The organism is Acidithiobacillus sp. TH-A35 (assembly GCF_057473505.1).
Genome location: NZ_JBYCKR010000248.1, coordinates 1 through 15,966, shown reverse-complemented (window position 1 = coordinate 15,966; position 15,966 = coordinate 1). Strand labels below are relative to the sequence as shown.

Genomic DNA, 15,966 nt, shown 5'->3' with positions numbered 1-15,966 from the left:
GGGTTTTGCGCCGTCTGATTGGTGTAAAGACCCCCGTTCTGCAGAGCGCCGAGGGTCAGATCATCATCGCCGAAGAGTTGACGCCAGCCGATACGGTATTGATGAAAAAAGACAAGGTGCTCGCCTGGGTAACCGACTTTGGTGCAGCGAACTCTCACTCTGCTATTCTGGCCAGAAGTCTCGGACTTCCGGCCGTGGTCGGCACGCACTCGGCGACGCGCCTGCTACGTAGCGGTGATGTGGTGATTGTCGATGGGGACCAGGGTATCCTGCTGGTTGCGCCGGATGACCTGATATTGCGGCAATATCAGGCTTTGCAGGAGCAGCGGCAACGGCGTCGGCGGTTGTTGGAAGAGCAGCGCGATCTGCCCGCGATAACTGTAGACGGGGTGCCTATTCATCTGCGCGCTAATATTGAATTGCCAGATGATATCGATATGGTGCGGCGCATGAATGCTGATGGTGTCGGCCTTTATCGCAGCGAGTTTCTCTTCATGAATCGCCCGGACATCCCGGATGAGGAAGAGCAATTCCACGCCTTTGCCCGAGTGGTAGAGCAGATGGATGGGGCACCAGTGACCATCCGTTCTCTCGACATCGGCGCCGACAAGGGTCTGCGTGATGACGATGCGGGGCTCCACGCTGCGCTCAATCCGGCCCTTGGCTTGCGCGGGCTGCGTCTTTGTCTGCGGCGTCCGGAATGGTTCCGGCCGCATCTGCGCGCCATTCTTCGCGCTTCGGCATTGGGGCCGATACGGCTGATGCTGCCCATGCTCAGCAGTATGGGGCAATTACTGCAAACCCGGGCGCTGGTCAGTGAGTTGCAGACAGAATTGCGCGCCGAAGGGCACGCCTGTGATGTGGATATGCCGCTGGGCATTATGGTGGAAGTGCCTGCCGTGGCCATGGCAGCGCACTACTTTGCCGGGCGGGCAGATTTTTTCTCCATCGGCACTAACGATCTGATTCAGTACGCGCTGGCAGTGGATCGCGGTGATGATGACGTCAATGATCTCTTTGACCCCCTGCATGCCGGGGTATTGGCGATGATTCAATACACCATCACCGCCGGTCATGCACGGGGCATCCCGGTAGCGATGTGCGGCGAGATGGCGGCGAACCCGGCCTTTACAGCGCTGTTGCTGGGATTGGGGTTGCGTGAATTCAGCATGTATCCCGGCGCTATTCCCGAGGTCAAGGAGGTGATCCGGCAGACCGCTATCGCGGATGCTGAAGCGCTGGCTGCCCGCGCGCTTTCCGGAGAATGGCCGGTGCTGACGGGGGGCGGGCATAATTAGGCTGAGCCTGCGCAGGATTACGACGTCTGTTATCGTCGTGTTGATCCTCGTCGTTTCGGCTGCCGTGCTGTTTTGGTTCGTGGGTGGTCCCCGCTACGTTTTAGAGGGGGTCTTGGCTGCCCGCTTGCAGCGGCCGGTGCATTTCGCCGCCAACCCGGAATGGCATTGGGGAAAACAAGAATTGCGGTTCACGTTACCGGGTCTGCGCGTCGGCTCGGCCGCCCACCCTCAGTTCAGCGCAAGTCGACTCATGGTGGCGTTAGACTGGCGCTTCCTCCTGCACGGCCAAGTGCAACTTCAGCAAATCGTACTCGATACGCCTGTGCTTAATGGGCCATGGAAAGGTGCTGCTAACGCAGGCGGCGCTGCTCTTTCCCTGCCAGGTAAGGTGATAATTCGCGATGGTACGCTGTGCTGGCCGGGTGTGGCCGGACATACCCTGTCCCTAACAGTCGTGAATGGGCAGGTGCTGGCGAAGGGACCCAGTCAGTTGGCGGGTGGCTGGCACTGGCGGGGAAAAGGCGGACGCTGGCATTTTGCGGCCGAGATGGGGTCGGCGCCTGCACTGTTCGCGCGGAATATTTCTTTGCAAGTGGGTACAACGCTTGATCCGACGCTGCTGCAGGTGGCTATTCCGACGCTCCAAAGCGCGGCAAAGGACATGGTCTTGCCGACGTTGCGCGTCCGCTGGCAAGCGCGTGGGCAAGGTCCGGCACAGTTGCGCTTGCAGGCGTTACGTCTGAACATGGCGCAAAGCCAGCTTGCGGTGCAGGAAGGCGCGCTGACAGTGGGGGACGACCTGGCACTCCAAGTCCAAACAGTGGGTCTTAACTGGAAGACGTTGCGGGGTCATCTGGCCTATCAGATCGCCATCCGGCGCTTGCCACAGTTGGCCACCCGCTGGGGGCTGTCCCTGCCGAAGTTGACAGACCCTAATGCTTTGCAACGATTGACATCGACGGGCACAGTCCAGTTAGACAACTCCCATTTCCAGTGGGCTGTCACCCAGGGCGAGTTGGATGACAGCGCCTGGACGGGCAAAATATTCGGGACCTGGAACCCGCTGGCTATTCACGTCAATTTGCATGTGGCGCAGCTCAATCTCGGTCGCTATCTGCCTGCTCTTCAACAGGGCAAAGCGGCGCAGCTTCCCGCAGTACCGCAGCAGTGGCCAGTGACTGGTGAAATCCACGTCGCAAAGCTGCTTTGGGGTAAAATTAGCGCTCGCGATCTGGTCATTCGCAGCGTAGCCGCTAAGGCGCGGCCATGATCTCCATCGCCGAAACCCTGCTGGACTGGTACGCCCGCCACGGGCGCCACGACCTGCCGTGGCGCCAGACCCGCGATCCCTATCGCCTCTGGCTTGCAGAAATCATGTTGCAGCAAACCCAGGTGGAGAGCGCCAAGCCGTATTACGCCCGCTTTCTGCAAGCCTTGCCGAACTGGCAGGCACTGGCAGCGGCGCCGCAGGATCAGGTGCTCGCCCTGTGGAGTGGGCTCGGTTATTACGCCCGTGCCCGCAACGCCCAGCGCGCGGCGCAGGAGGTGGTCACGGGCTTCGGCGGCCACTTTCCCGATACCCTCGAAGATGCCGTCACCCTGCCGGGAGTGGGCCGCAGTACTGCCGCTGCGGTGCTTGCCAGTGCTTTCGGACAAAGACAGGCCATCCTCGACGCCAATGCCCGGCGCGTGCTCATCCGTAGCCATGCCATAGATGCTGATCCGAAGGCTGCTGCGACTCAGCAGTGGCTCTGGACCCTGGCCAGCGCCCTTACTCCTGAGGATGCCCATGGCTACAATCAGGCCATTCAAGACCTCGGTGCCATGATCTGCACCCCACGCCAGCCGCGCTGCCCGAATTGCCCTTTGGCTAGCCGTTGTATGGCCCATGCCCAAGGACGCAGTCATGCCCTGCCCGTGACGGTTAACCGGCCCCCAAAACCGCAGCGTTGTGCCTTTTTTCTCCTGGTCGCGGATATGGAAGGGCGGATATTGCTGGAAAAACGGCCGGATTTCGGCATCTGGGGTGGGCTCTGGTGCCTACCGCAGGCGGCGCCCGATGGCGGCGAATTTGCCATCCTTTGCAACGATACCCTTCAACCGCTGGAAGACACCCCCGCCGTACGGCAATTTTTGCAAGAGGCATGGTCGCGTCGTTTGCGGCTGGATCTCCAGTTGATGGCGCTGGAGGATGAGCAGCAACATGTTTTTACCCACTTCCAGTTGCGTTTTCGCTGTGCGCATGCGCGCGTTTTGGGCAGCGCTGTTGCAGATTCGGCCGCCACTCTGCGCTGGTATCGCCCCGCAGACGCTCTGACACAAGGTTTGCCCACGCCCATTCGGCGGATTCTACGGAATCTCGGCGGAGGTCGCTGATACTCGAATTCTGACTACGTGTGCCGCCAGATTAAGCAGCCATGCCGTGCGGCTTATTCCTGAGCGTCGAGTTCAGGTAATATAGAGCTACACAGCGTTATCCATCCCAGAGTCATTGAGGAACTTCCGTTATGTCACGAATGGTACAGTGCGTAAAACTCGGCCACGAGGCCGAAGGTCTTGATCGTCCGCCTTATCCTGGCGCCCTTGGCGCGCGAATTTATCAAGAGGTCTCTAAGGAGGCCTGGCAGGGCTGGCTCAAACATCAGACCATGCTCATCAATGAATACCGTCTTTCTCCCATTGATCCCAAATCGCGGACATTTCTGGAAAAACAGATGGATGCCTATTTCTTTGGCGATGGCGCCCCGGCACCTGAAGGCTATGTACCGCCTGCGCCCTAAGACCCCTTAATAGATGCTATAGGGCGCTTTCCGAAGTGCCCTGCAATCCGTGCAGACCCTGACGTCGTTGCCGGACGACAGGCGCGAAGCGCGCCAGATCACGTCGTTATTGCAAGACTGCCAAGTTCTGTCGCCTAAAGGTGACGCACCGGCCCCTCTTCCTTGTTCCCTCTTCCCTGTTTTTGCTTGGGTGGTGGTGGTGCATTTCTGTCTTTTGTTCCCGTGCGCTGTTTATTAACACCATGTATATATGAAGACTTTTTTGTTAAAGATGAGGGCTGTTCAGCTTTCAAAGACGCCAGGCGGAGGTCCCCGCCTGCCTGCACGTTGGATATAAGCGACTCATCAACGCTCTCCAATGTCTGGGGTAAAAATAATAACAATTAAAAACAAGTATTTAAATAGTGGCACGACTCGTGCTTATACCTCTTCGCTGTCGAAAAACGGCACCGCCGAACGCGGAAACTGGAACCACTTTTTGAGGAGAGCTTACCAATGAAGAAGATTGTTGCCCTGACGGCTGCCCTGTCCTTCCTGACTGCCACTGCTGCTTTTGCCACCGAAGTCCCCGCCGCCGCAAAGGCCCCGGAAAAGACCATGGAGCATAAAGCCCCTATGCACAAGGCCGTGGAGAAGAAAGCCGAGCACAAGAAGATTGAGCACAAGAAGGTCGGGAAAAAGGCTCCTGAGCACAAAGTGATGGAGAAGAAGTCCGAAATGAAGAAGCCTGTCGAGAAGAAGGCCGAGCCTGCGGCCTAAGGGTTTATCGGGTTGCGCCCGTGCGGTGTGACCTGTTGAGTTCTGTTTTCTAAACCTGGGGTTTAAACCCCAGGTTTTTTGATATATGCGATTTGCAGCGTCCAGAGATTACCCCCGGTTTTAATTGGGGATAAAGGTGTTGTATTTAGTTGCTTGGTGTTTCCCCTTGCACTTTCCAGCCCGCGATTCTACGCTGAGACTCTTTTTCTTCGTTGGAGCTTGCTGGTCTATGGCATTACGCCCGAGTTCCATTTCCAAGTTGGCCGTCATTGGTTTTGGCTTGGCCATCGTGCCGCTGGTGCTGGTCATTGTCAGCGTGACCATTTCTATTGCCCACTTTGCCGAGCAGGGGCAGGTCAGTATTTTGCGCGCGGTGGCCATGAGCGATGCGGCCAACCGGATGAATAATGCGGTACGATCCATGGAACGTTATGGTCTGCAATATACGGTGTTACAGGATCAGGCTTTGCTGGTGCTCTATGATCAGAGTTTTACGGAGTACAAGAAATCCAGTGCCCAGTTTGCTGCGGCTGGGCCGTCTCTCGTTGATCGACAACGTCTTCAACGGCTGGCCGGTCATCTGGCCCGTGCCCGCCAGTTGTTGCCGTTGGTGTCGTTGGAGGAGAATCGCGGTGCACTGGAGAGTGACTTCAGCCGCGCCAGCGCTGAGGCGCAACGTCTGCAAAGCGATGTGAATGAAGGGATCAGCACCGAGGTGGCCAAGCTGGGCACCCGAGCGCTGGCGATCAAGCGTCTGACCATTTTAGAGGTGCTGCTGGTGTTGCCGCTCTCCGTTGCCTTCGCGGTCCTGTTTATCGTGTTGATCACCCGTCCCATCCGGCGTCTCGACCAGGCGGTTTCCGGTCTGGGTGATGGTGATCTGGAAACGCCCATCGCCGTGCAGGGGCCGCGAGATATTGCCAGTCTGGGCAATCGCCTGGAGTGGTTGCGTAACCGGCTCAATGCGTTGGAAGCAGCCAAACTGCATTTTCTGCGGCAGCTTTCCCATGAATTGAAGACGCCGCTGACGGCCATTCGCGAAGGCGCAGAGCTGCTCCAGGAGGATCTGGGCCACGAGTTGGGTGTCGACGAGCAGCAGGAGATCGTGCATATCGTTCGCGACAACAGCCTGCGTCTGCAGCGACTGATTGAGGATCTCCTGCGTTTCAGCCTGGCCGAGGGACCAGTGGGTGCGGGTATGGCGCAGGACATCTCCCTGACAGCGGTGGTGGAGGATCTGCTGTTGAGTTATAAGCCCAGCCTGCGTAGCAAATCCCTGCATCTGGTAACGGATCTGGCTGATGTGCATGTGCGTGGTCATGGAGACCGCCTGCGGACTATTTGCGATAATTTGTTGTCAAATGCCGTGAAATTCTCGCCGCAAAACGCTACGATACGGATATATTTGCAGGTACAGGACGAACAAGCGGTCCTTGATGTTCAGGATGAGGGGCCAGGTGTGGTGCCCGAAGAGCGTGAAAAGATTTTCGATATTCTCTACCGGGGCGAGGCCTCGGATGCGGGGAAGATCGAGGGCAGCGGGTTGGGACTGGCCATCGCCAGAGAGTATGTATTGAGTTATGGGGGAAGTCTTGAATTGCTGGATAAAGAAACGCCAGGGGCCTGCTTCCGGTTGCGCCTGCCGATCACAGATCGTACTGCTCCCCACGCTCGCCATGTTGACTCTGGCGGGTTGCGCGACCACGCCGTTGCCTCTACTACCATCAAATACAGTGATTCTTAAGCCCGGCGAACAGGTTATACAGTCCAGCAAGTTGGCGGCCTTACAGGCCCGTATTGGCACGTTGGAAACAGTCGCTCCGGTCACCGCAAGTTGTGTTTCCGAAAAAGCGGAGGCCGCCAGCCTGACCAAGCAGCTTGCCGATGCCCGGGCTGGCGATCCCGGCTACCAAAAGTTGGAGGCTCGGGTCAATGACCTGCAGAACCGCCTCCTGCAGTCTCAGCAACGCGAGATGGATTTGCGCAAGAAACTCAATGAGCTGGTACAGATCGAGAAAAACGCGCGCTTACCCCAGGGGCACTAAACCGAAATGGAAAAGGGCAGAATTTTACTGGTAGATGATGACGCTGATCTCCTGCGTCTGTTGTCCCTGCGCATGAAGACGGCCGGCTATGCCGTCAGTACCGCTGCCAGTGGTAACGAGGCACTGTCGGTGCTGGCGATGGAGCATCCGTCTTTGGTCATCACCGATCTCAAGATGGACGAGATGGACGGCATGGCGCTGCTGGACGCCATTCGCCGCGACTACCCGACCTTGCCCGTCATTATTCTTACTGCCCATGGTTCCATTCCCGATGCTTTGCTGGCGGCGGATCAGGGCGTCTTTGCCTTTCTCACCAAGCCCTTTGATGGCAAGGATCTGATGGCGCAGGTGGAGCGGGCCTTCAACCTGACAGCGGCGGTTCTGCCGGGTTCGGGCAAGAAGGGCAGGGATTCCAGTTGGGACCGTATCCTGACCCGCAGTCCCAAAATGCAGACGGTGCTGGATCAGGCGCGTCTGGTGGCTGCTTCTGATGCCAGTGTCTTCATTCATGGTGCCAGTGGTACCGGTAAGGAACTGCTGGCCCAGGCCATCCATCAGGCGAGCCCACGCCGCAATCACGCCTTTATTGCGCTTAACTGCGCGGCCTTTCCCGAGCAACTCCTGGAGTCGGAACTTTTCGGGCACAAAAAAGGCGCCTTCACCGGGGCGGCCAATAGTCATCAGGGGTTGTTTCAGGCCGCTGAGGGCGGCACGCTGTTTCTGGATGAGATTGGCGATATGCCCCTCTCCTTACAGGTCAAACTGTTGCGTGCCTTGCAGGAGCGAGTGATCCGCCCTGTCGGCTCCACCGAGAGCATCGCCGTGGATGTGCGGATCATCTCCGCCAGTCACCGGGATTTGGAGCAGGAGATGGCTGCCCGGCGTTTCCGGGATGATCTCTACTATCGCCTTTGCGTGGTGACTCTGGAGTTGCCTGCCCTGGCTGAGCGTCCCGAGGATATCCCGCTGCTGGCCGAGTTTTTTTTACGCGATACAGCGGCCAAGAATCGCAAGGATGTCCGCGGTATCGCGCCGGAGGCCATGGAACTGCTGGTGGGGGCGCCGTGGCCAGGTAACGTCCGGCAACTGGCCAACGTCATTGAACAGGCGGTGGTGCTGTCTACTACCCCGCGAATCGGTGCGCCCCTCATCCGTCACGCCCTGCGCGACAAAGAGGGTGAAGTCATGCCCCTGGCTGACGCCAAAGGCCGTTTCGAGATGAATTATCTGATCCAGATTATGCGCATGACCCGGGGCAACGTGAGTCAGGCTGCACAATTGGCGCAGCGTAACCGGACGGAGTTTTATCGCCTGCTGCGTCGTTACCACCTGGACCCTGCTGCCTTCAAAGAAACGGGTAGCGATGAAGACGAAGCGGAAGTATAGTGAATAGCACGATGCGCTGAAGAATGAGCGATCAGCTTTTGGGCCATAGCCATCGGAAAAACCGCAGGTTCAGGCGGATGGTCGGGGCCGTATAGTTAAGAAGGACGTGCATCACCTTCTGGAGGCTCCGCATGAATATAGAATCCATCACCCTGGTGCGGCACGGCACGACGGCGTGGGCAGATCGCGGCAAACATACCTCGGTGACCGATGTGGCGTTGACGGCGGAGGGTCGCGCAGACGCGCAAGCGCTCTGGAATTCCTTTGTGGAACAGGGGCATTTTGATGGTATTTACTCCAGCCCTATGCTGCGCGCCCATCATACTGCCATTCTTGCGGGTTTCAGCGATCCGGAATTGCATCGGGGACTCTGTGAGTGGCGCTATGGTCGCTACGAGGGCATGACGACCGCCGAAATTCGCCAGGAAGATCCGGAATGGAGCGTCTTCCGTTGCGGCGGGCCGGGGGGGGAAAGCCCGGAAGCCGTCAGTGGTCGTTGCGATAAGCTGCTCAAGGAATGGGATGCGAAGGGCCACCGTCATGTGCTGTGTTTTGCCCATGGCCACATTTTGCGGGCGCTGGCTACTCGTTGGCTGGGGTTGGATCTGCGTTTTGGTGATCATCTGCACCTGGATCCGGGCAGTATTTCCTGCCTGGGTTGGGAGCATGAAGTCCCCGCCCTGCGTCTGTGGAATTACTGTCCGCAGCGCCCGGTTGTCGGACCGCGCGCTGGCTGACTCTGAAGTGGCTGTTCAGGACAGCAGAAAGGCTGGGGCGACTTGTGCGGCCTGCTGCATCCCTGCGTGGTAGTAATGAGTGCCGGTAAAGGCCTGAGCATCATCAGCACGGAAAGCATCCATGGCCAGGCCCTTGCGTCCCAGTGTCCCGCTCCACCAGCCGGAGGGATAGCAGAATTGCGGGAAGTACACGCTGTTCACTGCGTCAAAGCCCGCTTCCGTCATGCGCCGCTGGCACTGACGGATCAGGTCGGCATGTAACAGGGGAGATTCAGACTGAGCTACCAGCACGCCCTGATCTGCCAGTGCATGGTGACAAGCCGCGTAAAAGTCCGTGGCGAAAAGCCCTGCCGCCGGTCCGACTGGGTCGGTGGAGTCGACGATGATCACATCATAGCGTCCCGCCTCCGCCTCTTTGACCCAAGTGATGCCATCCGTAAAGTGAAAATGGGCGCGGGGGTCATTATTTTTCTCACAGAGTTCCGGGAAGAAACGCTCGGCAACGCGGGTGACCCGCTCATCCAGTTCAACCTGCACGGCTTCTTCCACTTCTCGATGGCGCAGTACCTCGCGCAGGGTGCCGCAGTCACCACCACCGATGATCAGTACCCGTTTGGGCCCCGGGTGGGTAAAGAGGGCCGGATGGCTCATCATTTCGTGATAGAGAAAGTTGTCGCGGTCGGTGACCATCACCAATCCGTCTAGCGTCATGAGGGTGCCGAACTGCTCGGTTTCGAAGATTTCAATGGTCTGATAAGGGCTCTGCTCGCGATGCAGCACTTCGCGGATTTTCAGGCTCAATGCTGCGCTGTGCTCTTCATAGCGCTCGGTGTACCACAGTTCTGTGCTCATAACCGCCTCTCTCGACGCTGGGGATGGTGGGGTGCTCGCGGGGGATTTTGCGGAAGAAACGCGCAAAAGAAAAGGGCAGACCGGTTACCCAGGTCCGCCCGTTACCGCTGTGAGTCATTTCAAGCGCAGAGAACCGGCTTGACGCGCAACTCATGGGCAGGAACGCCCATCATATCCACTTGCCCGCGCTTCATCTCCATGGTGGAGACTTGCCCGGCGCCAAAGGCTTCCTTGAGATAATTCAAGGCATCCTCGGGCTGGATGATATCGCCGCAGGTGAAAATATCCACCGCTGCGTAACCATATTCCGGCCAGGTGTGAATGGCCAGATGCGACTCGGCGACGATGACTGCGCCGCTCACCCCGTAGGGCGAGAAGTGGTGAAAAGTTTGCGTCACGATGGTGCAATTGGCACGCCGGGCGGCCTCGAGCATGGCATCTGTAACATAATCAACATCAGACAAGGTACTGCCGTCACAATGGTAAAAATCTGCGACGATTTGATGTCCCAATGAGCGCATAGGTGCCCCCCTTACCAAAGTTAATAAACGGTTAAGAAGTAGCTCCCGTGCACCCCCAGACAGTACTTGGTTTTATGCCCTACCTTGCTGGAACGATGCCTTGCTCCAAGTCTCTTAAGGACTGACCCCCTTAGTAACTGCTTTCGGTGCCGTGGAAACAGACGACGAACTATACACTTATGCGCTGAGGATGCAAGGGTTTTTAGCAGGTAACGAGGTATGATTTTCATCGTTTCTGCGCGGCGTTCTGGCCCCATGCTGACCGTTCGGTTTATACTGTGCGCCATGATTGCAAAAGCAGAGAGTGCCCATGGCCGCTGAGGCCCTTGTCGAACTGGAAAACGTGCACTTTTCCCGGGGACCGCACCCGGTCTTGGCGGGGGTGGATATGCGTATTCCCCATGGGGCTATCGTCTCCCTCATGGGTGCGAGCGGTGGCGGCAAGACGACCATGCTGAATCTGATGGCCGGCACACTGGCACCACAGTCCGGCCGCATACGGGTGGCAGGGCAGGATCTGCACGCGCTGGATTTTGAGGACCTGTATCGTTTGCGCCGCCGCATGGGCATGCTTTTTCAGCACAGCGCCCTGTTTACCGATTTTAGCGCCTTTGAGAATGTTGCTTTTCCTCTGCGCCGCCATTTTCGGCTGAACGAGAGTATCTTGCGTAAGCTGGTATTGATGAAGCTGGAGGCGGTGGGATTGCGGGGTGCGGCTGGATTGATGCCCGCCGAGCTCTCCGGCGGCATGGCTCGGCGGGTGGCGCTGGCCCGTGCGGTGGTGATGGATCCGATGCTGATTTTTTACGATGAGCCTTTCACCGGCTTGGACCCCATCAGTGTGGGAATTATCGCGACTCTGATCCGCCGCCTCAATGATGCCTTGGGCGCGACCAGTATTCTCGTCAGTCACGATGTGCAGGAGACTTTTTCTATCGCGGATTATGGTTATATCCTCGCGGGCGGCAAAATCATTGCGGAAGGTTCGCCAGAAGCCTTGCGGGCCAGTGATTCAGAACTGGCCAGGCAGTTTCTCAGTGGGCAGCCGGATGGGCCGGTGCCCTTTCATTACCCAGCGAGAGATAATTACGTCACGGCTTTGACGGGTTCGGCGGCTGCGGGTGAGGTGATTTAGGCCATGGCCTTTCTGGACTTTGTGCCGAACCTGGGGCGGCAGGTATTGCTGACGATCCCCAACCTGGGGGCCGCGGCCCGTTTTCTGCTGCGGAGTTTGGTGGCGGTGATCAACCGCCATTTCAGCATTCAACAACTGCTCAAGCAGGTGTATGGCTTTGGGGTGCGGTCGCTGCTCCTGATGATAGTCGCCGCTTTCTTCACGGGTATGGTGCTGGGTTTTCAGGGGTATTACGCGCTGGTGCGCTTTGGCGCCACTTCGGCACTGGGCACCCTGGTCGCCCTGTCGCTCCTGCGCGAGCTGGGGCCGGTGCTGACGGCGCTGCTTTTCGCCGGGCGGGCTGGATCGGCGCTGACCGCCGAAATCAGTTCCATGAAGGCGACGGAGCAGTTAAACGCCATGGAAATGATGGCGGTCAACCCATTTGCCTGGGTCGTGGCGCCCCGCCTCTGGGCGGGGATCATCGTCGTGCCTATACTCTGCGCTATTTTTGATCTGGTCGGCATCTTTGGCGGATACCTCATCTCGGTGCCGGTTCTGGGCGTGGATGGCGGCACTTTTTGGGCGCAGATGCAGTCCAATGTGACGTTTTCCGGTGATATCCTGACTGGTCTGTTCAAAGCCCTTTGCTTTGGGCTGGTGGTGACCTGGATCGCCGCCTGGCAGGGTTACGCGGCACAGCCGACTGCGGAAGGCGTGGGTAACGCCACGACGCGCAGCGTGGTGACGGCATCGCTGGCGGTGCTGGGTCTCGATTTCATTCTCACGGCTTTCTTGTTCACCTAAGGGGTAGACGGCGCATGGAAAAACGGGCGATAGACTGGTGGGTGGGCATCTTTGTGCTCCTCGGCATCGCTGCTTTGGTGGTGCTGGCACTGCGCGTAGGGAACCTCTCCGGCTTTGCCTACAACGACGGTTACGTACTGCATGCGGATTTTACCAATGTGGGCAGTCTCAAGGTGCGCAGCCCGGTCAGACTGGGTGGAGTCACGATCGGTGAGGTGACCCACATTGGCATGGACCCCAAGACCTTCATGGCGAATGTGACCATGCGTATCGAACCGAAGGTGAAATTGCCGACGGATACGGGTGCGTCCATTTACACCGAGGGGTTGCTGGGCGAGCAATATGTGGCCGTTCAGCCGGGTGGAATGCCGCAGGATCTGAAGCCGGGCGGTACCATTACCATGACGCAAAGCGCGGTCAATATTGATCAGCTAATCGGCCAGATGGTCTTCGATAAGGCCTCGGGTAGCAAATAGGGAGGATTCGGTATGCGTCAAATTTCTTTGATTTCGGTGGCGTTTTTTATGCTGGTCTGGACGTTACCTGCCGCGGCAGAAGACACCCAGGGGGCGGTAGCGGTGGTTCAGCAGCTTACCAATAGTGTACTCAAGGTGCTGCGCTCCAATGACGGCAAGCCGATCACGCCAGCCGTGAAGAAAGAGGTAGCGGATATTGTCTTGCCGCACATGGATTTCACCACCATGTCGCAATACGTGATGGCACGGTACTGGCGGCAGATGGACGCGGCCCAGCAGCAGGAGTTTGTGGTGCTGTTCAAAGATTTGCTAGTGCGTACCTACAGTAATTCACTCAATCATTATCACGGACAGACGGTGAAAATCACGGGCAGCCAGCAGATCTCCCAGAATCCGCCAGTGGCACAAGTGAACATGGTTATTCGTCAGAACGGTGGTGGTCCAGATGTTCCGGTGATTTATGCCCTGCTTTACACCAACAACTCCTGGCGGATTTACAACACCTATATTGACGGGGTCAGCATGGTGCTGAATTACCGACAGAGCTTTGGCCAGATCGTCGCGAGCCGCGGAATTCCCGCTCTGCTCCAGGATATGAAGGCCAAGGATGGCATGGGCAGCGCGCCAGGCAAAACGGCGGCGGCCGCTTGAGCGCAGCGACCTCCTGGGAGCGACGGATGATTGACGGTGCTCCTTGGCTGTTTCTGCAAGGGGACTGGCGGGTGGCACCACTGGATAAGGTGCTGCGGTCCTTTGCATGGGCGAAAGATGGACAGGATTGCGCAGAAATTTCCGTCGTGGAGCTAGAAGCTGCGGATAGCGCGACGCTTGCCGTGTTGATGGAGTGGGTACAGCAGGCCAGGCAGCGTGGAACTGCGCTACGTATTCATGGGGCGTCTTCCAAGCTGCAAGAATTGGCGAGTTTGTATCGTCTGCAGGATATTTTGCCGCTGTGCCATGACTGATTCCTTGGCCATTCACATCGCCGGGTTGCGCAAAGCCTATGGCAGCGGCCATCTGGCCTTGGCTGGCGTAGATCTGGATGTGCATGCCGGAGAGTTTTTTGGTCTGCTGGGTCCCAATGGAGCGGGGAAATCTTCGCTGATCAATATCCTGGCCGGGACTGTGCGCCGTTCGAGCGGGGTGGCAGAAATCTTCGGCTTTGATGTGGAGCGGGATTTTCGCCGGAGTCGTCAGTTGCTGGGGGTCGTGCCCCAGGAGTTGGCTTATGACCCCTTTTTTACCGTGCGGGAGTTTCTGCGCATGCAATCCGGCTATTTTGGCCTGCGTCATAATGATGACTGGCTTGATGAGCTGATGGCGGAGCTGGATCTGACGGACAAGGCCAATGCCAATTTGCGCGCTTTATCCGGCGGCATGAAGCGGCGGGTGCTTATCGCCCAGGCTTTGGTGCACAGGCCCCCGGTGGTGGTGCTGGATGAGCCGACCGCTGGAGTGGATGTGGAACTACGTCAGGGCCTCTGGCGTTTTATGCGGCGCTACAATGAAGAGGGCCATACGGTCATTCTCACCACCCATTATCTGGAAGAGGCCGAGGAACTCTGTCAGCGGATCGCCATTCTCCAGCAGGGGCGAATCGTTGCTTTGGACAGCAAGGATGAATTGCTGCGTGCTTCCAGTTGGCGGGTGCTGACGGTGACCTTCGATGGCGATCCAGGGACGCTTCCTCCTGAATTGGCGGAACTGGTGACGGGTGCCGCAGAAAATACCCGGGTACTCAGGATCGATGCGCAGAGAAACCCGTTGGGGAACATCCTGGCACAGTTGCAAGCACTGCCCGCCCAGATCCTCGATTTGCACCTGCAGGAGCCGCGCCTGGAAGATGCCTTTACGGACATCCTCGGACAAGGGCGTTAAGCTTGGCGGACCACTTGCGTCTTGATCTTTTTCTCAAGACGTCACGCCTGATCAAGCGCCGCAGCCTGGCCAAAGAAATCTGTGATGCCGGGTGTGTGCAGATCAATGGTCGGTTGGCTAAGGCGGGGGCGCTGGTGCAGGTGGGTGACGCGCTGACCATCGATATTCGCGATCGACTGATGCGGGTGCGGGTCTTGCGTATTCCGCAGCGGATTGAAGGACCGGAAGGGGTGGTGGAAGTGCTGCCCGAGGAGGCTGGGGAATGATCACAGAGCCACGTTTGTTGCTGACGGTGGGAGAACCCGCAGGCATCGGCCCGGATATTTGCCTGCAATTGGCCAGCCACGCCTTGCCCTCCGGGGTCCTGCTCATTGGCGACCTGCACTGTCTGCGCAGCCGCGCCCTGACTCTGGGTTTATCGCTGCGACTGGAGCCCTGGCAGGAGGGCAATCCCTGGCCAGCGCCGGGAAACGGTGTGTTGTACGTGCTGGACGTGCCCCTGGCTCAGCCTTGTCGCCCCGGCCGTCTGGATGTGGCTAATGCACCGGCGGTACTGGCTACCCTGGATAAAGCGATGCACCTGTTACGGGCAGGCGCTGCGGATGCGCTGGTAACGGCTCCGGTGCACAAGGGCATCATCAACGACGCGGGGATTCCCTTTACTGGGCATACAGAATATCTCGCGGAAGCCTGTGGCAGTCCGGAGGTGGTCATGCTGCTGGCTGGTCGCGGCCTGCGGGTAGCGCTGGCGACGACTCATCTGCCTTTAGCCCAAGTGGCGGCAGCCATTACCCCGGAAGGGTTGGAGGGTACGCTGCGCATCCTGCACCGGGCCATGCGCGAAGACTTCGCCCTTTCGGCACCCCGTATTCTGGTCGCTGGTCTGAATCCCCATGCCGGGGAGGGCGGGCACCTGGGGCATGAGGAACAGGATATCATCGCGCCAGTGATAGCAGCCTTGCAGGGAGAGGGGCTGCGGGTCAGCGGTCCGTGGCCGGCCGACACCCTGTTTACCCCTCGCCTGCTGGAAGATGCCGATGCGGTGCTGGCGATGTATCACGACCAGGGGCTGCCGGTGCTGAAGTACCATGCCTTTGGTGAGGCGGTAAATATTACTTTGGGTTTGCCCATCGTGCGCACCAGTGTGGACCATGGCACGGCGCTGGACGTGGCGGGCACCGGCCGGGCAGAAGGAGGCAGCCTGCTTCGGGCATTGGATACTGCTGCGGAAATCGTCCGTAACCGGCGCCTCGCAGGCTGCTGATGCCTGCCGCAGGTCGGTCTGCATACTCAAAAAATGCGGTTGCGTCCTT

At 58.4% G+C, this 15,966-nt stretch carries 19 protein-coding genes; 17 read left to right on the top strand and 2 right to left on the bottom strand.

Annotated features, from left to right (window positions below):
* The 9 genes from ptsP to AC2VNK_RS08285 all read left to right on the top strand — a co-directional run.
* On the top strand, positions 1-1,298 hold a 1,298-nt coding region (gene ptsP / locus AC2VNK_RS08325; protein ID WP_486883437.1), incomplete at its 5' end, for a phosphoenolpyruvate--protein phosphotransferase.
* A gap of 112 nt (positions 1,299-1,410) precedes the next feature.
* The gene (locus AC2VNK_RS08320; RefSeq protein ID WP_486883436.1) at positions 1,411-2,568 is read left to right on the top strand and encodes an AsmA family protein; all 1,158 of its coding nucleotides are present in this window, start codon (positions 1,411-1,413) and stop codon (positions 2,566-2,568) included.
* Positions 2,565-3,674 carry an A/G-specific adenine glycosylase gene (mutY, locus tag AC2VNK_RS08315; RefSeq protein ID WP_291520573.1) on the top strand — a complete coding sequence of 370 codons (1,110 nt, stop codon included), beginning with the start codon at positions 2,565-2,567 and terminating at the stop codon, positions 3,672-3,674. Before AC2VNK_RS08320 ends, mutY begins: the two co-directional genes overlap by 4 nt.
* A gap of 131 nt (positions 3,675-3,805) precedes the next feature.
* A complete protein-coding gene (locus AC2VNK_RS08310) occupies positions 3,806-4,078 on the top strand; it encodes an oxidative damage protection protein (protein WP_291520575.1) in 273 nt (90 codons plus the stop codon).
* 495 nt (positions 4,079-4,573) lie between these two features.
* Positions 4,574-4,837 (top strand): hypothetical protein, encoded by a 264-nt coding sequence (locus AC2VNK_RS08305; RefSeq protein ID WP_486883435.1) that lies wholly within the window; start codon positions 4,574-4,576, stop codon positions 4,835-4,837.
* Positions 4,838-5,066: 229 nt separating this feature from the next.
* Complete coding sequence (locus AC2VNK_RS08300; protein ID WP_291520578.1) at positions 5,067-6,581, top strand: HAMP domain-containing sensor histidine kinase; 1,515 nt, start codon at positions 5,067-5,069, stop codon at positions 6,579-6,581.
* A complete protein-coding gene (locus AC2VNK_RS08295; protein WP_291520580.1) occupies positions 6,571-6,882 on the top strand; it encodes a hypothetical protein in 312 nt (103 codons plus the stop codon). The genes AC2VNK_RS08300 and AC2VNK_RS08295 overlap by 11 nt, the downstream gene beginning before the upstream one ends.
* Before the next feature lie 6 nt (positions 6,883-6,888).
* The gene (locus tag AC2VNK_RS08290) at positions 6,889-8,268 is read left to right on the top strand and encodes a sigma 54-interacting transcriptional regulator (protein ID WP_486883434.1); all 1,380 of its coding nucleotides are present in this window, start codon (positions 6,889-6,891) and stop codon (positions 8,266-8,268) included.
* Between the two features lie 131 nt (positions 8,269-8,399).
* The gene (locus AC2VNK_RS08285; protein ID WP_486883433.1) at positions 8,400-9,005 is read left to right on the top strand and encodes a histidine phosphatase family protein; all 606 of its coding nucleotides are present in this window, start codon (positions 8,400-8,402) and stop codon (positions 9,003-9,005) included.
* Positions 9,006-9,020: 15 nt separating this feature from the next.
* On the opposite strand, the gene speE is transcribed toward AC2VNK_RS08285, so the two are convergent.
* On the bottom strand, positions 9,021-9,857 hold the full coding sequence (speE, locus tag AC2VNK_RS08280; protein ID WP_291523743.1) for a polyamine aminopropyltransferase: 837 nt from the start codon (positions 9,855-9,857) through the stop codon (positions 9,021-9,023).
* Positions 9,858-9,976: 119 nt separating this feature from the next.
* On the bottom strand, positions 9,977-10,378 hold the full coding sequence (speD, locus tag AC2VNK_RS08275) for an adenosylmethionine decarboxylase (RefSeq protein WP_064218871.1): 402 nt from the start codon (positions 10,376-10,378) through the stop codon (positions 9,977-9,979).
* A gap of 310 nt (positions 10,379-10,688) precedes the next feature.
* Here speD and AC2VNK_RS08270 point away from each other — a divergent pair, with 310 nt between their 5' ends.
* From AC2VNK_RS08270 to pdxA, 8 genes are read left to right on the top strand one after another with little or no spacing between them, the layout of a single operon-like run.
* On the top strand, positions 10,689-11,513 hold the full coding sequence (locus AC2VNK_RS08270) for an ABC transporter ATP-binding protein (RefSeq protein ID WP_291523747.1): 825 nt from the start codon (positions 10,689-10,691) through the stop codon (positions 11,511-11,513).
* Positions 11,514-11,516: 3 nt separating this feature from the next.
* A complete protein-coding gene (gene mlaE, locus AC2VNK_RS08265) occupies positions 11,517-12,299 on the top strand; it encodes a lipid asymmetry maintenance ABC transporter permease subunit MlaE (protein WP_291523749.1) in 783 nt (260 codons plus the stop codon).
* A 14-nt stretch (positions 12,300-12,313) separates the two neighbouring features.
* On the top strand, positions 12,314-12,775 hold the full coding sequence (mlaD, locus tag AC2VNK_RS08260) for an outer membrane lipid asymmetry maintenance protein MlaD (RefSeq protein ID WP_291523751.1): 462 nt from the start codon (positions 12,314-12,316) through the stop codon (positions 12,773-12,775).
* A 12-nt stretch (positions 12,776-12,787) separates the two neighbouring features.
* The gene (locus AC2VNK_RS08255; protein ID WP_291523753.1) at positions 12,788-13,426 is read left to right on the top strand and encodes an MlaC/ttg2D family ABC transporter substrate-binding protein; all 639 of its coding nucleotides are present in this window, start codon (positions 12,788-12,790) and stop codon (positions 13,424-13,426) included.
* Positions 13,427-13,452: 26 nt separating this feature from the next.
* Positions 13,453-13,740, top strand: a complete 288-nt coding sequence (locus AC2VNK_RS08250; RefSeq protein ID WP_291523755.1) for an STAS domain-containing protein — start codon at positions 13,453-13,455, stop codon at positions 13,738-13,740.
* Complete coding sequence (locus AC2VNK_RS08245) at positions 13,733-14,653, top strand: ABC transporter ATP-binding protein (RefSeq protein WP_291523757.1); 921 nt, start codon at positions 13,733-13,735, stop codon at positions 14,651-14,653. The genes AC2VNK_RS08250 and AC2VNK_RS08245 overlap by 8 nt, the downstream gene beginning before the upstream one ends.
* Positions 14,654-14,655: 2 nt before the next feature.
* The gene (locus AC2VNK_RS08240) at positions 14,656-14,919 is read left to right on the top strand and encodes a S4 domain-containing protein (protein WP_486883432.1); all 264 of its coding nucleotides are present in this window, start codon (positions 14,656-14,658) and stop codon (positions 14,917-14,919) included.
* Positions 14,916-15,917 carry a 4-hydroxythreonine-4-phosphate dehydrogenase PdxA gene (pdxA, locus tag AC2VNK_RS08235; RefSeq protein ID WP_291523761.1) on the top strand — a complete coding sequence of 334 codons (1,002 nt, stop codon included), beginning with the start codon at positions 14,916-14,918 and terminating at the stop codon, positions 15,915-15,917. Before AC2VNK_RS08240 ends, pdxA begins: the two co-directional genes overlap by 4 nt.
* Positions 15,918-15,966 lie beyond the last annotated feature (49 nt).